Source organism: Ventrimonas sp., assembly GCF_048380235.1.
Classification (GTDB): domain Bacteria; phylum Bacillota; class Clostridia; order Lachnospirales; family Lachnospiraceae; genus Brotaphodocola.
This window is the reverse complement of sequence record NZ_DBFCCJ010000040.1, coordinates 76,981-92,530: the sequence shown is the minus strand read 5'-3', so window position 1 is coordinate 92,530 and position 15,550 is coordinate 76,981. Positions and strand designations below refer to the sequence as shown.

The 15,550-nt window shown below is 48.6% G+C and carries 18 protein-coding genes; 16 read left to right on the top strand and 2 right to left on the bottom strand.

All coding sequences use genetic code 11. The annotated features are described in order from the left end of the window. Positions 1-11: 11 nt before the first annotated feature. Positions 12-812, bottom strand: a complete 801-nt coding sequence (locus tag ACMP1L_RS07110) for an SDR family NAD(P)-dependent oxidoreductase (protein WP_118732253.1) — start codon at positions 810-812, stop codon at positions 12-14. 151 nt (positions 813-963) lie between these two features. Here ACMP1L_RS07110 and ACMP1L_RS07105 point away from each other — a divergent pair, with 151 nt between their 5' ends. Then, positions 964-2,337, top strand: a complete 1,374-nt coding sequence (locus tag ACMP1L_RS07105) for an MATE family efflux transporter (protein WP_418452463.1) — start codon at positions 964-966, stop codon at positions 2,335-2,337. A gap of 64 nt (positions 2,338-2,401) precedes the next feature. Here the strand turns inward: ACMP1L_RS07105 and ACMP1L_RS07100 are convergent, their stop codons facing one another. Next, positions 2,402-3,055 carry a GntR family transcriptional regulator gene (locus ACMP1L_RS07100; RefSeq protein ID WP_418452461.1) on the bottom strand — a complete coding sequence of 218 codons (654 nt, stop codon included), beginning with the start codon at positions 3,053-3,055 and terminating at the stop codon, positions 2,402-2,404. A gap of 323 nt (positions 3,056-3,378) precedes the next feature. On the opposite strand from ACMP1L_RS07100, the gene ACMP1L_RS07095 reads away from it, so the two are divergent. The 15 genes from ACMP1L_RS07095 (at position 3,379) to acpP (ending at position 15,495) form a co-directional block, all read left to right on the top strand. Next, positions 3,379-3,870: an L-2-amino-thiazoline-4-carboxylic acid hydrolase gene (locus ACMP1L_RS07095; RefSeq protein ID WP_177303941.1), complete on the top strand. Its 492-nt coding sequence runs from the start codon at positions 3,379-3,381 to the stop codon at positions 3,868-3,870. A 41-nt stretch (positions 3,871-3,911) separates the two neighbouring features. Beyond that, a complete protein-coding gene (locus tag ACMP1L_RS07090; protein WP_177303941.1) occupies positions 3,912-4,403 on the top strand; it encodes an L-2-amino-thiazoline-4-carboxylic acid hydrolase in 492 nt (163 codons plus the stop codon). A 42-nt stretch (positions 4,404-4,445) separates the two neighbouring features. Next, positions 4,446-5,675 carry an ABC transporter substrate-binding protein gene (locus tag ACMP1L_RS07085; protein WP_418452459.1) on the top strand — a complete coding sequence of 410 codons (1,230 nt, stop codon included), beginning with the start codon at positions 4,446-4,448 and terminating at the stop codon, positions 5,673-5,675. A gap of 30 nt (positions 5,676-5,705) precedes the next feature. Next, positions 5,706-6,593, top strand: coding sequence for a branched-chain amino acid ABC transporter permease (locus ACMP1L_RS07080; protein WP_118732249.1), 888 nt, complete (start codon positions 5,706-5,708; stop codon positions 6,591-6,593). Beyond that, positions 6,593-7,603 carry a branched-chain amino acid ABC transporter permease gene (locus ACMP1L_RS07075; RefSeq protein ID WP_118732248.1) on the top strand — a complete coding sequence of 337 codons (1,011 nt, stop codon included), beginning with the start codon at positions 6,593-6,595 and terminating at the stop codon, positions 7,601-7,603. Before ACMP1L_RS07080 ends, ACMP1L_RS07075 begins: the two co-directional genes overlap by 1 nt. Then, on the top strand, positions 7,600-8,424 hold the full coding sequence (locus ACMP1L_RS07070) for an ABC transporter ATP-binding protein (RefSeq protein WP_207665293.1): 825 nt from the start codon (positions 7,600-7,602) through the stop codon (positions 8,422-8,424). The genes ACMP1L_RS07075 and ACMP1L_RS07070 overlap by 4 nt, the downstream gene beginning before the upstream one ends. Next, on the top strand, positions 8,417-9,127 hold the full coding sequence (locus tag ACMP1L_RS07065; protein ID WP_118732247.1) for an ABC transporter ATP-binding protein: 711 nt from the start codon (positions 8,417-8,419) through the stop codon (positions 9,125-9,127). The genes ACMP1L_RS07070 and ACMP1L_RS07065 overlap by 8 nt, the downstream gene beginning before the upstream one ends. Positions 9,128-9,149: 22 nt before the next feature. Beyond that, positions 9,150-10,157, top strand: a complete 1,008-nt coding sequence (locus tag ACMP1L_RS07060; protein WP_418452457.1) for a dihydroxyacetone kinase subunit DhaK — start codon at positions 9,150-9,152, stop codon at positions 10,155-10,157. Positions 10,158-10,170: 13 nt separating this feature from the next. Continuing rightward, complete coding sequence (locus ACMP1L_RS07055; protein WP_177303936.1) at positions 10,171-10,776, top strand: dihydroxyacetone kinase subunit L; 606 nt, start codon at positions 10,171-10,173, stop codon at positions 10,774-10,776. Between the two features lie 191 nt (positions 10,777-10,967). After that, positions 10,968-11,963 (top strand): phosphate acetyltransferase, encoded by a 996-nt coding sequence (gene pta / locus ACMP1L_RS07050; RefSeq protein ID WP_118532634.1) that lies wholly within the window; start codon positions 10,968-10,970, stop codon positions 11,961-11,963. A 33-nt stretch (positions 11,964-11,996) separates the two neighbouring features. Further along, a complete protein-coding gene (locus ACMP1L_RS07045; protein ID WP_118732244.1) occupies positions 11,997-13,196 on the top strand; it encodes an acetate/propionate family kinase in 1,200 nt (399 codons plus the stop codon). A 93-nt stretch (positions 13,197-13,289) separates the two neighbouring features. After that, the gene (locus ACMP1L_RS07040; protein ID WP_418452455.1) at positions 13,290-13,817 is read left to right on the top strand and encodes a YceD family protein; all 528 of its coding nucleotides are present in this window, start codon (positions 13,290-13,292) and stop codon (positions 13,815-13,817) included. A gap of 3 nt (positions 13,818-13,820) precedes the next feature. Beyond that, a complete protein-coding gene (gene rpmF / locus ACMP1L_RS07035) occupies positions 13,821-14,003 on the top strand; it encodes a 50S ribosomal protein L32 (RefSeq protein ID WP_118532628.1) in 183 nt (60 codons plus the stop codon). Between the two features lie 187 nt (positions 14,004-14,190). After that, positions 14,191-15,204: a phosphate acyltransferase PlsX gene (gene plsX, locus ACMP1L_RS07030; protein ID WP_118732242.1), complete on the top strand. Its 1,014-nt coding sequence runs from the start codon at positions 14,191-14,193 to the stop codon at positions 15,202-15,204. Between the two features lie 60 nt (positions 15,205-15,264). After that, positions 15,265-15,495 carry an acyl carrier protein gene (gene acpP, locus ACMP1L_RS07025; protein WP_118532624.1) on the top strand — a complete coding sequence of 77 codons (231 nt, stop codon included), beginning with the start codon at positions 15,265-15,267 and terminating at the stop codon, positions 15,493-15,495. The last annotated feature ends 55 nt before the right edge of the window (positions 15,496-15,550 follow it).

The following is a 15,550-nucleotide window of genomic DNA, read 5'->3' as shown; positions in this document are numbered from 1 at the left end:
TGAATCTGGTATTATCTGTTTTCGGCTGCGGCAAGCCGGTCGTATGCAAAGGAAGGATTGAGCGTCATGCTGCGGCCGCCGGAAACTTCAATGGTGGTAGCGGTCATGTAGCTTGCTGCGCTGCTGGCCAGGAAGACGATGGGCCGTGCGATTTCTTCCGGCATGGCTGCCCTGCGCAGCAGGGTGGCCTGGGTGTTCATGCTCAGCTCTTCCGGGCTGATAGTCTGCTTCACTGCCGGTGTCAGGGTAAAACCTGGCATAATGCAGGTGACACGTACATTGTACGGACAATATTCTCCGGCAAAGGTGTTGGTCAGGTTGTTGATGGCAGATTTTAAAGGCCCGTATAAGGTGCTGCGGCCGGCAGAGGGACAGCGCGCGGCAAGGGAGCTTACATTGACGATGGCTCCGGAATGCTGCTTCTTCATATAGCGGAACGCAGCCTGACAGCCATAGACCACCGATTTAAAACAGACACCAGTCATGAAATCAATTTCTTCGTCATCGTATTCGTCTCCCTTTTTGGGACCGGAGACGCCAACGTTATTGACCCAGACATCCAGGCTGCCGAATTTCTGATTGACATGCTCTGCAAAACGGTAATTGGATTCTGCATCCACGACATCATATGCCTCGTAATAGACAGGACCGTACTGGGAAAGTGTTTCTGCGGCTTTTTTGAGCTCTTCTTCGTGGCGCGAGCAGATGGCAACGCTGGCACCTTCCTTCAGAAATGCTTCTGCTGCAGCGTATCCGATCCCCTTGCTGCCTCCGGTGACTACGACGGTTTTTCCGGTTAATCCAAGATCCATGACAGTTCCCTCCTGTATTTTGTTTTCTTATAAAGGTAATCATATCACATTTATCCGATAAATTCCATAAAACTGAAAAAGACAGGTGAACTTTGTGAAAAATGTGATATGATTAGTTGGAAGATATTTGTATCATATTGAGGAGGAGAAGATGAGTAACACAAAAGATGCTATGAACGAACAGCTGGGGCAGGCGAAAATTTTGCCGCTTTTAGTCCGGCTGGCAATTCCGGCAACGGCGGCACAGCTGGTGAATGCGCTTTACAGCATTGTGGACCGTATGTATATTGGCCATATGCCGGGAGATGGTACGCTTGCGCTGAGCGGGATCGGCCTGACATTTCCGATCACGATGCTGATCGCAGCCTTCAGCTGCCTGCCGGGTATGGGTGGAGCGCCGCTGGCTTCGATTGCTCTGGGGGAGGGCAATCAGAAAAAGGCACAGAAATATCTCTGCAATGCGATCACGCTGCTGCTGGCCATTTCGGTTGTCATGATGGCGGTATGCCTGCTTTTTCTGGAGCCGCTTTTGGTCCTGTTTGGCGCGGATGCTGAAACACTGCCGTATGCGTCACAATATCTGACTATTTATCTGTTCGGAACCGTTTTTGTCGAGTTTGCGCTGGGACTGAATCCGTTCATCAATACCCAGGGACACACGGTGATCGGAACGATGTCAGTGGTGATCGGAGCGGTAGTTAATATCATTCTGGATCCGATCCTGATCTATGTGCTTCATATGGGAGTGCGCGGAGCGGCCATTGCAACGGTGACGGCACAGTTTATTTCCTGCGTGTGGATCGTTCATTTCCTGTCATCGGAGAAATCCGGGATCCGGATCTGCCTAAAGGATATGAGGCCGGACCGTCAGATCCTTTTGTCAACCTGCGCACTGGGGGTTTCGCCCTGCACCTTCCGTATTAACGAATCCATCGTTGTGATTCTGCTCAACCGGCTGCTTCTGGCTTACGGAGGAGAGCAGGCAAACTTGCATCTTGCTTCCATGGCAATCCTGAGCAGTGCCAGCCAGGTGTTTTTTATGCCGCTTCTTGGCATTGTGACCGGAGCTCAGCCGCTGCTCAGCTACAATTACGGTGCAGAAAATTATGCCCGGATCCGGCAGACCATTCATTATGCGCGGATTCTGAGCGTTGGATGTGCGGCCCTGATGTGGGCGGCGCTGGTATTCTTTCCGGAGACTGTCTGCGGGATGTTTTCAGATAATCCGGAGCTTATCCTGCTGACAAAAAAGACCATGCGGATCATGTTTTCCACCGTTTTGTTCCTGGGATTTCAGATGATCAATCAGAATGCGTTTGTGGCCATGGGCAACACACGGTATTCTTTTCTGTTTGGAATCATGAGAAAGGTACTGATCCTGGTGCCGCTGGCCCTGATCCTGCCGCATTTTATCGGAGTGTGGGGAATTTATGCGGCTGAAGCAGTGTCCAATCCGCTGACCACGATCATTACGTTTGCAGTGTTTGAACATTATATGGGAACGTTGAAAGAAAAAATGTCATAAGAAAGTGTACTGAGATGGAAAAATGCACCGGAGATCATTCCTGTGCATTTTTTTTGCTGCGCAGTCAGACGGCAGAACGGTCTTCGATATCTGCCTTGAGAATGCTGGATGCCATGGTGTAATTTTTTTGTTTCAGGTAATCCAGAACGGCCTGGTGCAGGACATCCCGGTCGGTGAAGACGGGAGTCTGCCATTCTTTGGAACGCTTCTGGACGTAAAACCGGGTCTGGATCGTTATAGCCTCTTTGAGCTTCTGATAAGTATAGGGATTATCATAGCTTGAAAAGAGCAGAAGATGGAATTTCATGTTGGAGGTCCAGTGCTGCAGTGCTGTAAGGCCGTTGGCCTGAAGAACCGCGTGGTCGGCAATGCATTCGTCCAGCTTTTTCAGGGTTTCATCGCTGATGTTTGGACCACACTGCATAAGAAATGAACATTCGACTGCGATGCGGAAATGTACAATGTCCTGGATTTCTTTTTCTGTGATGGAAGAAACTTCGTATCCGCGCTTGGGATAATTGCATAGCGTACCTTCGCTGCAAAGCTGGATCAGGGCCTCACGCACGGGAGACCGGCTGACACCGTACTGCTCCATAAGCTTTTTTTCATGGAGGATCATATTGGGCTGCAGAGTGCCTTCAATGATATCTTTCAAGATCTGGTCATGGATATATTCTTTTAAATTAGAATTGTTGGTTGTGGGGATTGAACATGTCATATTAGTTTGAGCCTGCTTTCTATAATTGTGCTGTTTTGATTGTGTAATTTAAATTAAGTATATAGTGGGGAAACAAAAAAAGCAAGTAAAAATGATGAAATAATAGCACAATTTAGATGCAAAAATATCGAGAATATACGTGAAAAAAGCTAATGCAAACCGGTGAACATGTAAAAATAATAAAAAAACAGTTGAATTAATGAGAAAAATATAAAAAATAAACAAAATACGGTATTGACATTTGCTTAAAAACTGATATGATTAACACATAGGTATTAACGAAAACTTATCGGATTAGATAAGCAGAAGGAGGGGTTTAAGAAATGATTAAGAATGAAGCAAAAATCACAAATGATGTTGAGGTAAACATCAACCGCGCAGCGATCGAGCATCGTGCAACCTGGATGGGCCTGATCTTTGATGAATTAAGAAAAGATGGGATCGATCCGGAACCGGCATTCCGCAGAGCAATTCGCCGTTGCGGCAACTTCCACGGCAAAGGCTTCAAGGAAGCGTGCGGTGGCTCCAATGATGGTAAAAAATTCGCAGGCGTATTCCTCGGAGAGCTTGGTCAGAAGACCTTCGAGATGGACGTACACGAAGTGACCGATTCTGAAGTACCGGTAGATTTCCATTACTGCGCACTGTTAAACGCATGGAAAAAACAGGGCTTTGATGATGAGACCTGCGCACTGTTATGTGACATTGCAATGGACGGAGACCGCGGCATCGCAGAGGAAATGGGTCTCACCCTGGATCTGACGGATACCATTGCAAAGGGCTGTGCAACCTGTAAGCTCTGCTTCCATAAATAATAGGAAGAAATACACAAAAAATACAAAGAGGAGAAAATGAATTGATTAAGAATGAAGCGAAAATTACAAATGATGTTGAGGTAAATATCAACCGTGCAGCGATCGAGCATCGTGCAACCTGGATGGGCCTGATCTTTGATGAATTAAGAAAAGACGGAATTGATCCGGAACCGGCATTCCGCAGAGCAATCCGTCGCTGCGGCAACTTCCACGGTAAAGGCTTCAAGGAAGCATGCGGTGGCTCTAATGATGGTAAAAAATTCGCAGGCGTATTCCTCGGAGAGCTTGGTCAGAAGACCTTCGAGATGGACGTACACGAAGTGACCGATTCTGAAGTACCGGTAGATTTCCACTACTGCGCGCTGCTGAACGCATGGAAGAAACAGGGCTTTGATGATGAGACCTGCGCACTGTTGTGTGACATTGCAATGGACGGAGACCGCGGCATCGCAGAGGAAATGGGTCTTACCCTGGATCTGACGGATACCATCGCGAAGGGTTGTGCAACCTGTAAGCTTTGCTTCCATAAATAATAGCATCAAAAAGGAGTCTACAATTTGAAGGAGGTATGTATTATGCATAAGGGATTTAAGCGAATTGCAGCAGCTGCATGCGCAGTGATGATGGCAGCAAGTGTTATGACAGGATGTTCCGGCGGTGCCAAGACAAACGGGGGAAGTGCGGCAGCGTCAGAAGCAAAAACAGACAAGGCAGAGCAGGGCGGCGGTGCCGATAAGAGCGTGATCAAACTTGGTGGACTTGCTCCTCTGACCGGCAACTACGCAGAGTATGGAAAAGGATTCCAGATCGGTTTCCAGATGGCGATCGATGAGATCAACGCAAACGGCGGCGCAAATGGTCATCTGCTTGAGATTGATGTTAAGGATACCCAGGGTGATGCGGTTGTTTCTTCCAACATGGCAACCAACTTCGCGGAGGATGACAGCATTCTGGCAATTCTCGGCGATTTCACTTCCGGTGCCTGCAAGGCAAACGCTGAGATCGTAGAACGCTACGGCATCGTACAGCTGAGTCCGACTGCATCTGCTCCAGATTACGCAAATATGAGTAAGTACTGTTTCAGTATTATGGGACGTCAGGACGCAGAAGCGCCATTCCTTGCGAAATATGTTCTGAACAAGTATTTAAGCGCTAAGAAGATCGCAGTCATCCGTGTGGACAGTGACTGGGGACTTTCCTGCTATGATAACTTTATGAAACAGGCTGAAAAAGAAGGTCTGGATGTAACTGTTGAGAAATACGCAACCGGCGAGAAGGATTTCAGCTCCCTGATCACCAAGATGCGTTCTATCGATCCGGATTGTCTGGTAGTTATGGACCAGGGTGATTCTGTTGCGGCAATTTTTAATCAGGCTGACGCGGCAGGCTGGGATATCCAGCACGTAGCACTGGGACCTGGTACTTCTGAACAGCTTATCAATCAGCTGACCACCCCGGACAATCTGATCGTAACCTCTCCGTTCTTCTTTGATGAGAACAATGAGACTTTAAGTAAATGGTCATCAACCTTCGAGGAAAAGTCCGGATTCAAACCGACTATTCACCCGGCATGCGCATATGACTGTGTATATCTGATCAAGAATGCCATCGAGAAGATCGGTGACGGCGAGATCACCCGTGAAGCGATCCAGGAGGCTCTTGCAAACAGCCAGAACGAAGGCATCACCGGAGCACTGAATTTCATGGAAGATGGTGATATCCAGAGACAGTACATGATCTGCGGCGTAAAAGACGCGAAGTGGGTCGTACTGGAAGGGTTTGATTATGGTGCGGAGGGTCTGTAATAACAGACCCCTCCTCTTAGGAGGGATTGTATGGAATACTTTTTAAATCAGTTGATCAATGGCCTTTGCCAGGGCTCGATTTATGCACTGATGGCAATCGGTTATTCCGTCATCGTTGGTGTTGTAGGTATGGTAACCTTCACCTACGGCGAGATCATGATGATCGGAGCGTTTTCTGCTTATTACATTTTTCTATTGGTTGGAAACAACCTGCCGCTGGCAATTATGGCGGCCTTTGCCGGATCCTTTGTGATTGGCATTGTGGTCTACAAACTCTGTTATGAGAAATTCTTCAATGCACCCCGGCACATTTCTCTGTTATGTACGATCGGTATCAGTATGCTGATCAAAAACCTGGCCCAGATCGTGTTTGGACCGGAAACAAAACCTGTACTTAATATCATTGAAAATAAGACGTTTACCATTTCTTTGGGAAGCATTAATCTGGATATAAAACTGCTGCAGATCATTGTCATTCTTCTGGTCATTGTACTGGCAGGCGGCCTGACTTTGTTTTTCAATAAAACAAAATGGGGCATCGCGCTCCGTGCAGTCAGCCAGAATAAGGATGCGGCGTATCTGGTGGGCATTAATGTGAAACGTACCGCAATGATCGGTAACTGTATCGGTTCCGGCTTTGGCGGTATCGCAGGAATCCTGCTTTGCATCTATTATTATTCTGTATCCGCTACCATGGGCGGCGCATACAGTATGAAGGCATTCTCGGCCAGCGTTCTTGGCGGACTGGTGGATATCCGCTTCTCTGCTCTGGGCGGTCTGTGTATCGGTATTATCGAGAACCTGGGAATCGCGCTTACCATGGCAACCTTCCGTGATGTATTCGCGTTCGGTTTCCTGATCATTGTCCTGCTGATCCGTCCGCAGGGATTTGTCAGCAAGAAGGGAGTGAGAGTATAATGGCACGTGTCATGGAATTTTATAACAAACATAAACTCCCGGTACTTATCGGGCTGTTTATCATCTCCCTGATCCTTCCGTTTGTGATCAAGCAGGCGCTGATCCTGCGCTATATCTGTACCATCATGATGTACGCGACGCTGGCAGGCTCCTTAAATGTCATCAATGGCTACAGCGGCCAGACCTGCCTTGGCCAGGCCGGCTTCTTCTGTATCGGGGCTTACACCTGCGCAGCCTGCACCAAAACACTGGGCTTGAATTTCTGGCTGATCCTTCCGGTTGCAGGCGTGCTTGCGGCACTGGTTGGACTTCTTGTGAGTCTTCCGACTTTAAAGCTTTCAGGTGTTTATCTGTCTATCGTTACACTGGGTGCTTCGGAAATCATCCGTATCATCGCGCAGACCTGGACTCCGGTTACAGGCGGTGCGTTAGGCATCAAGCAGATTCCGTATCCGAGTGTCTTCGGTATGGAAATCTTCCGTCCGAAGCATTACTATTTCCTGTTTCTGATCATTGGAATCGCATTCCTCTTTGTGACATCCCGCGTACTCAAATCCAGAGTCGGAAGAGCATGGATGGCAATCCGGGAAGACCAGGTGGCAGCAAAATCCCTGGGAGTTGAGACCAGCTTCTGCAAGTGCTTAAACTTTATGTACGGCGCGTTCTGGGCAGGCATCATCGGTGCAGCTTACGCACCTTTCGTAAACTACATTGAGGCTTCCCAGTTTACAACGGATACCGGTTTCAACGTTCTGGCTATGGTGGTCATTGGCGGTCAGGGAACCCTTCTTGGACCGATCGTGGGCTCTGCCATTGTTACGATTCTGACGGAGACCCTTCGTTTCCTGGAAAACTGGCGTTACGTGATCTATGCGATCATCATCATTTTGATGATGTGGGTTCGTCCGCAGGGACTCTTAGGCGCTACTGATTCCATTCTGGCAGGCGGTAAGATCCGGAAAAAAGAAGCAGAGAAGAAAGACAAGGCTGCGGAGGTGAAGAAAGCATGATAACCAAATTTGATCAACTGGATAAGAATGTGCCGGTTCTGGAATCAAAGGGGCTGTGCAAATACTTTGGCGGTCTGAAAGCAGTCGACAACGTAGATATGAAGGTCATGCCGGGAGATATCTTCGGGATCATCGGTCCGAACGGAGCAGGAAAGACCACGTTCTTTAACATGTGTACCGGCATGTATACTCCGACCAAGGGCAATGTGTATCTGCTTGGGGAGGATGTAACCGGATTTTCCGCAGAGAAGGTAGCAAGAAAACGAATGGCGCGTACGTTTCAGAACCTGCAGCTGTTCAAGTTCATGAGTGTTCTTGATAATGTAAAGATCGGATGCCATATCCGCACCAAAAGCAATATCTTTGATGCCATTGCGCATACCAGGACTTACAGGCAGGATGAGGAATACGCGATCTATAAGAGTGAAGAAATCTTAAAGGCCATCGGTCTGTATCAGTACCGCGATACCATGGCCGGTAACCTTGCTTATGGAATGCAGCGTAAGGTGGAGATCGCCAGAGCACTGGCCCTGGAGCCGTATATTCTGCTTCTGGATGAGCCTGCAGCGGGCATGAACCCGATGGAGACTCAGGAGCTGATGGAATTCATCATAATGCTGAATGAGGGCGGCTATACCATTGCGGTAATTGAGCATGATATGAAGTTTGTTATGAATTCCTGTAACCGGATCCTGGTGCTTAATTTCGGTCAGAAGATCTGTGAGGGAACTCCGGACGAGATCAAGGCCAGCAAGGAAGTACAGGAAGCATACTTTGGTAAGGGAATTGTTGCAGGAGAGGCGGTGAAAGTACATGCTTAAGGTGGAAAATCTTTCCGTGAATTACGGATATATCACAGCACTGTCCGAAATCAGCTTCCACGTAGACCAGGGCGAGATCATCACCCTGATCGGTTCTAACGGCGCAGGAAAAACAACATCCCTGCATGCGATCTCCGGGCTGGTCCACAAAGCCGGCGGAAGTGTTCAGTTTAAAGGCACCGACATCAGCAGGATGGCACCGGACAAAATCGTTAAGATGGGTATGTGCCACGTGCCGGAGGGAAGAAAGATTTTTCCGGCGCTGTCGGTTTATGAGAACCTGATCGCGGGATCTCTCGGAAATCCGAAACTGTCAAAGAACCGGATCCAGGAGCTTCTGGAAGAGCAGTACAAGCTTTTCCCGAGATTAAAAGAGCGTCTGACCCAGGCCGGCGGAAGCCTTTCCGGTGGCGAGCAGCAGATGCTTGCAATTTCCAGAGGACTGATGATGGATCCGGATATTGTGATGCTGGATGAGCCGTCCCTGGGACTTGCTCCGATCATTGTAGAAGGAATCTTTGACCTGATCTTACAGATCCGTGACATGGGAAAAACCATCCTGCTGATCGAGCAGAATGCGTCCATGGCGCTTTCCATCGCAGACCGCGGTTATGTGCTGGAAACAGGAAAGATCATTATGGAAGGCAAGGGTAAGGATCTTTTGACCGATCCGAGAGTAAAAGCGGCTTATCTTGGTGCATAAATAAATAATGGAGGAAAATGCCATGAAAAAATTAATCAACAATCCGGAAAATTTTGTAAAGGATACGATGACAGGCATCATTGCAGCTTACGGTGACAAGGTAAAGCTGTTAGATGGTGATGAGAGGATCCTGGTTACCAATTATCCGGTAGCGGATGGAAAAGTTGGAATCGTTACAGCGGGCGGAAGCGGACATCTTCCTGTGTTCCTGGGCTATGTGGGTGACGGAATGCTGGATGGCTGCGCGATCGGCAATGTGTTTGCCTCCCCGTCTGCAAGCAAGATGGCAGATATGATCAAGGCCTGTGACCGTGGAAACGGCGTGCTGTGCCTGTATGGCAACTACGGCGGTGACAATATGAACTTTGACATGGCCTGTGAGATGGTGGAGATGGACGATGTGGAGACCAGAACCGTCCGTGTCAAAGATGATGTTGCCAGCAGTCCGAAGGAAACCAAAGAGAAGCGCCGCGGCGTGGCAGGTATGGTTTATGCATTCAAGGTTGCCGGAGCAGCTGCGGCTCAGATGAAGAATCTGGATGAGGTTGCAGGCGTTGCGCAGAAGGCGCTGGATCATATCCGTACCATGGGTGTTGCGCTGACTCCCTGCATTGTTCCGCAGGTAGGTGAGCCGACCTTCTCCATCGCCGATGATGAGATTGAGATTGGCATGGGAATCCATGGAGAAAAAGGAATTGAAGTGCGCAAGATGATGACTGCAGACGAAGTGGCTGACATTTTAGTGGAGCGTATCACTGCAGATATGCCGCTTGTCTCCGGTGATGAGGTTTCTGTCATGGTCAACGGTCTCGGCGCAACTCCGCTGGAGGAGCAGCTGATCGTTTACGGACGCGTACACAAACTGCTGGAAGACAAGGGCGTAAAGGTATTTATGCCGCATGTTGGCGAGTTTGCTACCTCCATGGAGATGGCAGGACTTTCCCTGACGATCTTCAAGCTGGATGAGGAACTGAAAGCGCTGCTGGCAGCTCCGGCTAAGACACCGTTTTATACCAATTACAACAAATAGGAGGAATTGCGATATGAACAAACAGTCTGTAATTGACGGACTGAGCAAGATCAGCGCAGTCATGACCGAAAATAAGGAATACCTGATCAAACTGGATCAGCAGAACGGAGACGGAGATCTGGGAGTTTCCATGAGTGAGGGCTTTGCGGCAGCGGCAGCCTTTGCGGCAGAAGCAGAGGAGACAGACCTTGGAAAACTCATGATGCAGACCGGAAAGGTATTCAATGAGGCAGCACCGTCCAGCCTGGGTACCATCATCAGCTTTGCATTCATGGGAATGGCAAAATCCCTGAAGGGGAAAACCGAAGCAACGCTTCCGGAGTTTGCTGAGGCAGTGATGAGCGGTGTAGAAAAGATCATGGAAAAGGCCGGATCGAAGCCGGGAGAAAAGACAATTCTGGATGCGATCTATCCGGCAGCCGTATGCTTAAAAGAGCATGAGAGCGAAAGCTTCGGGGAAGCGCTCAAGGCAGCAGCCGAAATAGCTGCTCAGGGCTCTGAGAACACGAAGAAGATGAAGTCTGTACACGGACGGGCTGCTTACTATGCAGAACAGTCCATCGGCATTCTGGATGGCGGTTCTGTGGTAGGAAAGCTGATCTTTGAAGCTCTCGCATAAGAGACGCAGGGATAACTGAGGTGTGGTCAGGAAATGCGCTGTTTGCGATTTCCGGATCCACACCTCTTTTGCGTTATGGGAAATGCTTGTTTTACAAAAAGTGCAAAAAAATACAAAATACAGCTTGTCTTTTGCTTTTTAGTCTGTATATAATAAGGCTATATGCATTAAATCATGAAAGGGGTATTATTATGGGATTTATTGATGTAATCAAAGCCAAAGCAAAGGCAGATAAAAAAACAATCGTACTGCCTGAGTCCATGGACCGCAGAACCTGGGTCGCTGCAGAGAAAATTCTGAAAGAGGACCTTGCAAATCTTGTTATCATCGGTACTCCGGAAGATATCGGCGCTCACAGTGAGGGACTGGATGTATCCGGTGCTACGATCATCAATCCGCAGACTTACGAGAAAACACAGGAGTATATCGACCTGTTCGTTGAGCTGAGAAAGTCCAAAGGCATGACTCCTGAGAAAGCAAAAGAGACCATCTTAAGCGACTACGCTTACTATGGCTGCCTTATGATCAAGAACGGCGATGCTGACGGTATGGTTTCCGGCGCTTGCCATTCCACCGCAAACACTCTTCGTCCGTGCCTGCAGGTGATCAAGACCAAACCGGGCACCAAGCTGGTATCCGCATTCTTCTTAATGGAAGTTCCGGACTGCGATCTTGGCAGCAACGGTACCTTCGTATTCGCAGACTGCGGCCTGAACCAGAATCCGAATCCGGAAGAGCTGGCTGCAATCGCAGTATCTTCTGCAGAGAGCTTCAAGATGCTGACCGGCGAGGAGCCGAAGGTTGCTATGCTGTCCCATTCTTCCAAGGGCTCCGCAAAGCATGCAGATGTTGACAAAGTCGTTGAGGCTACCAAGCTGGCTAAGGAGATGGCTCCGGAGCTTGCACTGGACGGTGAGCTTCAGCTTGACGCAGCGATCGTTCCGGAAGTTGGCGCTTCCAAGGCTCCGGACAGCAAGGTTGCAGGTCATGCAAACGTTCTGGTATTCCCGGATCTGGATGCAGGAAACATCGGCTACAAGCTGGTTCAGAGACTTGGCAAGGCAGAGGCTTATGGTCCGATGTGCCAGGGTATCGCAAAGCCGGTTAACGATCTGTCCAGAGGCTGCTCTGCTGAGGATATCGTAGGTGTTGTTGCGATCACTGCTGTACAGTGCCAGAATCAGTAATTTAGTTAAGTTATTATAGGAGAATATCACATTATGAAGATTTTAGTTATCAACTGCGGAAGCTCTTCCTTAAAATATCAGCTGATCGACATGACCGATGAGAGCGTAATCGCAAAGGGTCTGTGCGAGAGAATTGGTATCGAGGGTTCCAAACTGACCCATCAGCCGGCTGGCAAGGACAAATATGTCGTAGAGAAAGACATGCCGACCCACACCGTAGCAATCGAGATGGTTATGGATGCTCTTCAGGATGCTGAGCACGGCGTGATCAAGAGCACCGATGAGATCGCAGCAATCGGTCACCGCGTTCTGCACGCTGGTACCAAGTACAGCGAGTCCATCGTTGTAAACGATGACGTTAAGAAAGTAATCCGCGAGTGCTTCGATCTTGGACCGCTGCATAACCCGGCTAACTTAATGGGTATCGAGGCAGCTGAGGCAGCTATGCCGGGCAAGCCAAACGTAGCAGTATGGGATACCGGTTTCGGTATGGCTATGCCGGAGAAGGCTTATCTGTACGCAATCCCGCACGAGTATTATGAGAAATACAGCATCCGTCGTTACGGCTTCCACGGCACCAGCCATATGTTCGTATCCGGCGAGGCTATCAAGTTCGGCGGACTCGATCCGAAGAACGCAAAGGTTATCGTCTGCCACTTAGGCAACGGCGCAAGCGTATCTGCTTCCATCGGCGGCAAGTGCGTAGATACCAGCATGGGCCTGACTCCTCTTGAGGGTCTGATCATGGGTACCAGAAGTGGTGATATCGATCCGGCTGTTGTTCAGTTCATCTGCAACAAAGAGGGGAAGGACGTCAACGAGGTATTAAACATCCTCAACAAGAAATCCGGCGTACTCGGCATGAGCGGCGGCATTTCCAGCGACTTCCGTGATATCGAGGCAGCTAAGGCAGAGGGCAACCACTTGGCAGAGGTAGCTCTTGATGCATTCGTTTACCGTGTGGCAAAATATATCGGCGCTTACACCGCAGCTATGAACGGCGTAGATGCGATCGCATTTACCGCAGGTGTTGGCGAGAACGATAAGGCAGGCAGAAAGGCTATCTGTGAGTACTTAGGCTACCTTGGAGTGAAGATTGATGACCAGGCTAACGATGTAAGAGGAAAGAACGCTGTTATTTCCGCAGCAGATTCCAAAGTCAAAGTAATGCTGATCCCGACTAACGAGGAGCTTGCAATCGCAAGAGAGACCAAGAGACTGGTTGAGGCTTAATTCCTCTCAATCAATTTCGGAAAAAATAAAATAGTTGTTGACAAAGCCGGCGCACCTGTGTATAATTACACAGGTGCGTATTAGGAGACTGATATGCTTATTAATTTGACAGAGCTGTTTTCCGTAGACGGAAAAGAGAAAGACTATACGTGCGGTATCGATATGAACCAGCTTTGCACCAGCAAGGATGCATATGACATCGTATCACGCAGCCTGGTACAGCTACATGTCCGTAATCTTGGGGACAAAAAGCTTCTTCTCACCGGCAGTGCAGAGGTAACTCTGCAGATGCCATGTGACAGATGCTTAGAGCCTGTTGATATTCCTTTTAAACTGGAATTCGACGAAGAGCTGGACATGTCAAAGACCGAAAGCGAGCGTACAGAAGATCTCGATGAACAGCCCTATGTAAGCGGCTATAATCTGGATGTAGACCGGTTGCTCAGTAACGAGCTATTGCTTAATCTGCCTATGAAGGTGTTATGCAGGGAAGACTGCAAAGGAATTTGCAATAGATGTGGTGCGAACCTTAATCACATGGAATGTTCCTGTGACCGGAGTTCGCCTGACCCAAGAATGTCAGTAATCCAGGATTTATTTCAAAAGTTTAAGGAGGTGTAAACCATGTCTATCTGCCCAAAGAATAAATCTTCCAAAGCAAGACGTGACAAACGTAGAGCTAACTGGAAAATGAGCGCTATGAATTTAGTAAAGTGCAGCAAGTGCGGCGCTCTGATGATGCCTCACAGAGTCTGCAAGGCTTGTGGTTCTTACAACAAGAAAGAGATCGTTTCTGTTGAGGACTAATTAGAAATGGCTTAGAATCAAGGATTGAACAGTATCTGTTCAGTCCTTTTTTCGTTTTCAAGGCAGTTGTATCCTTAAACTGCTTTGATATGGTTATGAAGGCAAAAATTATATTGATTTATAGTATGGAATCTAGTATATTTAATTACGAAATCAATTTTACGGCACAAGCCGAAAAGGAGACTCTATGATTAATGTAGCTGTTGACGCAATGGGCGGTGACAACGCTCCGGGCGAGATAGTAAAGGGGGCCGTTCAGGCTGTAAATAAGCGGAGTGACATCCATGTTCTGTTAGTTGGTCAGGAAGAGGCAGTGAAAAAAGAGCTTGCCTCCCACACGTATCCGAAGGAGCAGATCACACTGGTGCAGGCTTCCGAGGTGATCGAGACGGAAGAGCCGCCGGTGAATGCGATCCGCAAAAAAAAGGATTCCTCCATCGTGGTGGGAATGAACCTGGTAAGGAATGGTGAGGCAGATGCGTTTGTATCAGCGGGCAGTTCCGGAGCAATTCTCGTAGGCGGACAGGTGCTGGTGGGACGCATCAAGGGTGTGGAGCGGCCGCCGTTTGGCGCGCTGATCCCGACAGAAAAGGGCGTGTCCCTGCTTCTTGACTGTGGTGCCAATGTAGACTCCCGTCCATCTCATCTGGTCCAGTTCGCACGCATGGGTTCTATCTATATGGAGCATGTAGTAGGAATTAAGAATCCGAGAGTTGGAATCGTGAACATCGGTGCCGAGGAGGAAAAGGGCAATGCCCTGGTCAAAGAAACCTTCCCGCTCTTAAAACAGTGTACGGACATTAACTTTACCGGAAGCATTGAGGCAAGAGAGATTCCACACGGCGGAGCCGATGTCATCGTCTGCGAGGCCTTTACGGGCAATGTCATCTTAAAGCTTTACGAGGGAACCGGCGCAGCACTGATCTCCATGGTAAAGAAGGGTATGATGAGCTCCCTGCGCAGTAAGATTGGAGCTCTGCTTGTAAAACCGGCTCTGAAGGAGACCTTAAAGGCATTCGATGCCAGCCAGTACGGCGGCGCACCGATGCTGGGACTGAAAGGTCTTGTGGTTAAGACTCACGGAAGTTCCAAGTCTACTGAGGTCTGCAATTCCATTATTCAGTGTGTGACCTTCAAAGAACAGAAGATCAACGAAAAGATTAAAGAATGTCTGGACAGCCAGGCACAGGAAATTCAGTAAGTAAACGGTCCGGGCTTCGGGCAGTTACAAAATAAGAAAGAAAAGTTAGGAGAGGAAATTATGGAATTTGAGAAATTACAGAACATCATCGCAGAGGTATTAAACATTGAGCCGGATGAGATCACCATGGAGACTACCTTCGTAGAAGATCTTGGCGCAGATTCCCTGGATATCTTCCAGATCATCATGGGTATTGAAGAAGAGTTTGATATCGAGATCCCGACGGAGGTTGCTGAGCAGATCGTCAGCGTTTCCGACGCGATTGAGCAGATCAAAAACGCATTGAACTAAGCCGGAGCCGGAAAACGGCTAGTTGAAAACAGTATGAAAGGAATGTGACTGTGAA

Excerpts from the sequence above, each read along its gene's own strand:
- ACMP1L_RS07110 (WP_118732253.1), bottom strand. The coding sequence starts at position 812 with ATGGATCTTGGATTAACCGGAAAAACCGTCGTAGTCACCGGAGGCAGC.
- ACMP1L_RS07105 (WP_418452463.1), top strand. The coding sequence starts at position 964 with ATGAGTAACACAAAAGATGCTATGAACGAACAGCTGGGGCAGGCGAAA.
- ACMP1L_RS07100 (WP_418452461.1), bottom strand. The coding sequence starts at position 3,055 with ATGACATGTTCAATCCCCACAACCAACAATTCTAATTTAAAAGAATAT.
- ACMP1L_RS07095 (WP_177303941.1), top strand. The coding sequence starts at position 3,379 with ATGATTAAGAATGAAGCAAAAATCACAAATGATGTTGAGGTAAACATC.
- ACMP1L_RS07085 (WP_418452459.1), top strand. The coding sequence starts at position 4,446 with ATGCATAAGGGATTTAAGCGAATTGCAGCAGCTGCATGCGCAGTGATG.
- ACMP1L_RS07080 (WP_118732249.1), top strand. The coding sequence starts at position 5,706 with ATGGAATACTTTTTAAATCAGTTGATCAATGGCCTTTGCCAGGGCTCG.
- ACMP1L_RS07075 (WP_118732248.1), top strand. The coding sequence starts at position 6,593 with ATGGCACGTGTCATGGAATTTTATAACAAACATAAACTCCCGGTACTT.
- ACMP1L_RS07070 (WP_207665293.1), top strand. The coding sequence starts at position 7,600 with ATGATAACCAAATTTGATCAACTGGATAAGAATGTGCCGGTTCTGGAA.
- ACMP1L_RS07065 (WP_118732247.1), top strand. The coding sequence starts at position 8,417 with ATGCTTAAGGTGGAAAATCTTTCCGTGAATTACGGATATATCACAGCA.
- ACMP1L_RS07060 (WP_418452457.1), top strand. The coding sequence starts at position 9,150 with ATGAAAAAATTAATCAACAATCCGGAAAATTTTGTAAAGGATACGATG.
- ACMP1L_RS07055 (WP_177303936.1), top strand. The coding sequence starts at position 10,171 with ATGAACAAACAGTCTGTAATTGACGGACTGAGCAAGATCAGCGCAGTC.
- pta (WP_118532634.1), top strand. The coding sequence starts at position 10,968 with ATGGGATTTATTGATGTAATCAAAGCCAAAGCAAAGGCAGATAAAAAA.
- ACMP1L_RS07045 (WP_118732244.1), top strand. The coding sequence starts at position 11,997 with ATGAAGATTTTAGTTATCAACTGCGGAAGCTCTTCCTTAAAATATCAG.
- ACMP1L_RS07040 (WP_418452455.1), top strand. The coding sequence starts at position 13,290 with ATGCTTATTAATTTGACAGAGCTGTTTTCCGTAGACGGAAAAGAGAAA.
- rpmF (WP_118532628.1), top strand. The coding sequence starts at position 13,821 with ATGTCTATCTGCCCAAAGAATAAATCTTCCAAAGCAAGACGTGACAAA.
- plsX (WP_118732242.1), top strand. The coding sequence starts at position 14,191 with ATGATTAATGTAGCTGTTGACGCAATGGGCGGTGACAACGCTCCGGGC.
- acpP (WP_118532624.1), top strand. The coding sequence starts at position 15,265 with ATGGAATTTGAGAAATTACAGAACATCATCGCAGAGGTATTAAACATT.